At 70.2% G+C, this 4,673-nt stretch carries 5 protein-coding genes; 3 read left to right on the top strand and 2 right to left on the bottom strand.

Annotated features, from left to right (window positions below; translation table 11 throughout):
• The 3 genes from ACWC5O_RS45020 to ACWC5O_RS45030 form a co-directional block, all read left to right on the top strand.
• Window positions 1-321, top strand: a 321-nt coding sequence (locus ACWC5O_RS45020; protein ID WP_450781330.1) for a zinc-binding dehydrogenase, incomplete at its 5' end; no start/stop codon positions are given.
• A 215-nt stretch (window positions 322-536) separates the two neighbouring features.
• Entirely contained in the window at window positions 537-1,346 is an 810-nt protein-coding gene (locus tag ACWC5O_RS45025; RefSeq protein WP_450781332.1) for a DeoR/GlpR family DNA-binding transcription regulator, read from the top strand.
• 50 nt (window positions 1,347-1,396) lie between these two features.
• Window positions 1,397-2,095, top strand: a complete 699-nt coding sequence (locus tag ACWC5O_RS45030; protein WP_450781334.1) for an HAD-IA family hydrolase — start codon at window positions 1,397-1,399, stop codon at window positions 2,093-2,095.
• 468 nt (window positions 2,096-2,563) lie between these two features.
• Here the strand turns inward: ACWC5O_RS45030 and ACWC5O_RS45035 are convergent, their stop codons facing one another.
• Together ACWC5O_RS45035 and ACWC5O_RS45040 are read right to left on the bottom strand one after the other, a co-directional pair.
• Window positions 2,564-4,222, bottom strand: coding sequence for a glycoside hydrolase family 13 protein (locus ACWC5O_RS45035; protein ID WP_450781336.1), 1,659 nt, complete (start codon window positions 4,220-4,222; stop codon window positions 2,564-2,566).
• Between the two features lie 52 nt (window positions 4,223-4,274).
• Window positions 4,275-4,673: carbohydrate ABC transporter permease (locus tag ACWC5O_RS45040; RefSeq protein WP_450781338.1), on the bottom strand; the 399-nt coding region annotated here is incomplete at its 5' end.

Below are 4,673 nucleotides of genomic sequence, written 5' to 3' on the forward strand. Positions count from 1 at the left end.
TGCGTCGCCCGGGAGCAGTCCATGGCCCAGGCCACCGAACTGGTCGCGAAGGGCGGCCATGTCGTCGTCGTGGGCGTGGGGGCCGCCGGTACCACGCCGGTCCGCCTCGACCTGGTCCAGGACCGGGAGATCCGCATCGAGGGCACCCTCATGTACACCAGCGACGACTATCGGGTCGCCCTGTCCCTCATCGCCTCGGGCGCCTTCGACACCGCCGAGATCGTCACCGCCAGCTACCCGCTGGAGGAGGCCGCCGCGGCCTTCTCCGCCTCCCTCGATCCTGAGCACGTCAAGGTCCTGGTCACCGTGGACGGCCGGTAGCCGTGCCCCGGCAGAGGGCCCTCGGCCTGCCCCGGCCCGCTCGTCACGGGGCCGGGGGGCGAAGGCCGGACCGTTCCGGGCCCATGTGCGAAACTGCGAGCCCGGCGTCAGCGACCGCCCCTCGCGTCGACAACGCCGCAAGCGCAGGCGTGCGTGAGGGATGGTTACCGTTCCCCGCCGCCGAACGAGCACGACCGAAGGGAAGGAGGGGCGCCGTGGCCGCCCGCACGCGATCGTCGCATGCCGTCGTCGAGGAGCGGCGCAAGGCCGTCCTGCGTTACGTCGCCGAGCACGGCGAGACCCGCATCGACGACCTCGCCGAGCACTTCGGCGTGAGCCTGATGACGATGCACCGGGACCTGGACGACCTCGCCGGACGTCATCTCCTGCGCAAGGAGCGCGGCCGGGCCGTCGCCTTCCCCGCCCTCACCATGGAGATGGCCACCCGCTTCCGGGAGAGCAGTGCCCTCCTGGCCAAGAACGCCATGTGCGCGGCCGTCGCCGACCGGATCAAGCCGGGCACCACGGTCCTCATGGACGACTCCACCACCCTGTTCCCGCTGGTCCCCGTGCTGGCCCGGTTGGAAGAGCTGCACGTCGTCACCAACTCGGTCGGGCTGGCACAGCGCCTCGGATCCGAGTCCAGGGTGAACATCACCCTTCTGGGCGGGCGCTACCGCGGTGACTTCAACTCCTGTACCGGTCCCGCGGTGACCCGCGCGCTGTCCCAGATCCACGCCGATCTCGCGCTGATGTCCGCCACCGCGATCCTGGAGGGCCGGCTCTTCCATCCCATGACCGACTACGTCGAGGTCAAGCTGGCCATGCTCGCCTCCGCCCAGGAAGCCCTGCTCCTGGCGGACCATTCGAAGTTCGGCAAGACCGCCACGTACGCCTACGGCACCGTGGCCGACTACCAGGCGGTCATCACCGACACCCGCACTCCCGAGGCCGAACTCGCCGCCATCCGTGACCTGGGAGTGCCCGTGGAGACGGTCGCCCCCGAAGAGCAGCCCACCTCGTGATGCGGACACTGTTCGAAACGCCCAGTGCCTATCGCCCCAGCGACGCCGAGATGGCCGCGGCAGTGCCCCACGTGCAGGCCGTGCTCTTCGACTTCAGCAACACGCTCTTCCAGATGATCTCCCTGGAGACATGGCTGCGCCGAGTGGGCCGCGCGTCCGGCCGGCTCGCCCTGCTCGCCGAACCCGGCGCCGAGGCCGAGATCTCCCGTCAGCTGCGCACCGCCTTCCGGCTGCCGTCGGTCGTCGCACTGCAGCAGGGGCGCGACCTGTCTCCCGAGCGGCACCGGCAGGCCATGCGCGGATGGTGGAGACACGTGGACTTCCTGCGCGGCGTCGAAGACGCGGCCTACCGGGAACTCACCGCCCCGGACGCCTGGACCCCGTACCCCGACACCGGGCCCACCCTGCGTGCGCTCCGCTCGCGCGGCCTGCGCGTCGCCATCGTCAGCGACTTCGCCTGGGACCTGCGCACCCACCTCGTCCACCAGGGGATGGACACCCTGGTCGACAGCTGCGTCATCTCCTACGAACAGGGCCGCGAGAAACCCGATCCACACCTGTTCTTGAAGGCGTGCGCCGACCTCGGTACCGAGCCCCGCGCCACACTCATGGTGGGCGACAACCCCGTCCGTGACGGCGGTGCGACCGCCTGCGGCCTGCGGACCTACATCCTGCCCGCCGAGAACCGCACCGGCGAACGCGGCCTCGCCGACGTCCTCCGGCTGGTGCCCGCACGGCAGCCGCGCTGAGCCTTCCAGCCGGTGAACGGCCGGGCTCCTCCCCTCGCGTCCGGACGTGCGGCACCGCACCGGCCCGTCTCCGGACCCCTGACCAAGGTTCTGTCACTCGGTCAGCTCGTGTCCGTGCAAGGATGACCGTGAGGCGGAGAGCGAGCTGTACGCGATGGCGAGTCTGCCGCATCGCGTGTCCAGGCCGCGCCCCCAGTGCATGAGGCAACGTGTCGGCCGGCGGGTGGGACTGGGGTGCCGCAGACTGCCGGTCCTGGGCACCGAGGGTGTCGATCGGATCTGTTGCAGCTTCTGCCCTTGGTGCACAGACCCGTCCTTGACCCAAGGGCCGCGGCGTCAACTTCGTGGCACTGCTTCAACCGCAGGATCGGCCGGCTCTGCCATTGCCTCCAGCACCGCCAGAACGGGCCAGGGCCCGTCCGGTCAGCGGGGAGAACACCGGACAGGCCCTGGCGGACAGGTGGACGGCTACACGGAGAGCCAGACCGCCTCGTCAGGTGCGAGCAGCCCGTCCTCCACGGTGCCGCTGGCCAGCAGGATCGAGGTGTGGTCGGGGAGCCGGTAGGGCGTGGATGCCAGGTTGACCACGCCGACGAAGCCGGGTTCACGCCGGAAGGCGAGGACTCCGGTTGGGGCGTCCAACCAGGTCAGGCTGCCGTCGCCGAGAGCCGGGTGTTCGCGGCGCAGGCGCAGGGCCGTGCGGTACAGCTCCAGCATGGACGTCTCGTCCCCGGTCTGTGCCTCCACGCTCCGCTCGCCCCAGCCCGCCGGCTGCGGCAGCCAGGGAGCGGCGGAGGCGTCCTCGGGGCTGAATCCGAACGGAGCGATCTGCCCGGTCCAGGGAATTGGCACCCGGCAGCCGTCGCGCCCGCGGTCGGAGTGACCGGACCGCTCCCAGATCGGGTCCTGCAGCACCGCCTGGGGCAGGTCCTCGACCTCGGGCAGGCCGAGCTCCTCGCCCTGATAGATGTAGGCGCCGCCGGGCAGGGCGAGCATCAGCAGGGCGGCGGCGCGGGCGCGCCGGGTGCCGAGTTCCAGGTCGAGAGGGCCTTCGGGCCGGTAGGGCTCGTTGGCCAGCCACCGCTTGACCGTCTTGCGGCCGTAGCGGCTGGGGTGGCGCATGACGTCGTGGTTGGACAGCACCCAGGTGGCCGGTGCGCCCACCGCGCCGAGCATGCCAAGGGAGTCGTCGATGACCGCGCGCAGGTCCTTCGCGTTCCAGCTCGACATCAGGAAATCGAAGTTGAACGCGGTGTGCAGGCCGTCCTGGCGGACGTAGGCGGCGAGCCGCTCGGGGGTGTCCGCCCAGGCCTCGGCGACGAAGGACCGGTCGCCGGGGAACTCGTCGGCCACCTTGCGCCAGGCGCGGTAGATGTCGTGCACCTCATCGCGGTCCCAGTGGGGGTGATCGACGTGCTGCCGGGGCTGCTCCTGCGCGGGGTCGCGGGAGACGAGCGGACCCAGCCGGGCCGGCAGGTCGGGCAGTTCGGGGTCCTTGACGAGTCCGTGGGCGACGTCGATGCGGAACCCGTCGACGCCCCGGCTGAACCAGAACCGCAGTACCGACTCGAACTCGGCCCTCACCTCGGGGTGTTCCCAGTTGAGGTCCGGCTGCTCGGGGGCGAACAGGTGCAGGTACCAGTCCCCGTCGGGCAGCCGGGTCCAGGCCGGGCCGCCGAAGCACGAAACCCAGTCGTTGGGCGGTTCGGCGCCGTCGGGTCCCCGGCCGGGCCGGAAGACGTAGCGCTCCCGCTCGGGACTGCCCGGTCCGGCGGCCAGAGCCGCCTGGAACCATGCGTGCTGGTCGGATGTGTGGTTGGGCACGATGTCGGGGATGACGCGGATTCCGTGCCGGTGCGCCTCCTCGATGAGCTGCTCGGCCTCGGCCAGGGTGCCGAACAGCGGGTCGATCTGGCGGTAGTCGGCCACGTCGTAACCGTGGTCCGCCATCGGCGACTTGTACCACGGGTTGATCCAGATGGCGTCGACGCCGAGGGACTTGAGGTAGGGCAGGCGGGAGCGGATGCCGGCGATGTCACCGATGCCGTCACCGTTCCCGTCGGCGAAACTGCGGATGTAGACCTGGTAGATGACGGCGCTGCGCCACCACGGTGCGGTAACGGACATACTGCTGCGTTACTCCTTGGAGGATGAAGGCGGACGGCGTGGAGCCCGGTGTCTACTTCGCTGCGCCGGCGGTGAGTCCGGCGACGATGCGGCGCTGGAAGAGCAGCACCATGACCACCAGAGGGACGGTGACCAGGACGCCCGCGGCCATCTGGCTGCCGAACGGGGTCTCGAACTGGGTGGCGCCGGAGAACTTGGAGATGGCGACCGGTGCCGTCTGCATGACAGGTTTGTTCGTCATCGACAGGGCGATGAGGAACTCGTTCCAGGCGGCGATGAAGGTGATGATCGCCGTGGTGAAGATGCCCGGTGCCGCCAGGGGAATGATGATCTTACGGAAGGCCTGGCCGCGGGTGCAGCCGTCGATCATTGCGGCGTGCTCCAACTCGTCCGGCATCTGCCGGAAGAACGTGGTCAGGTTCCACACCGCCAGCGGCAGCGCGAACGACAT

The sequence above is a fragment of the Streptomyces sp. NPDC001450 genome (assembly GCF_053597295.1).

Coding starts and splice junctions, on each gene's coding strand:
- ACWC5O_RS45035 (WP_450781336.1), bottom strand. CDS start 4,222: ATGTCCGTTACCGCACCGTGGTGGCGCAGCGCCGTCATCTACCAGGTC.
- ACWC5O_RS45030 (WP_450781334.1), top strand. CDS start 1,397: ATGGCCGCGGCAGTGCCCCACGTGCAGGCCGTGCTCTTCGACTTCAGC.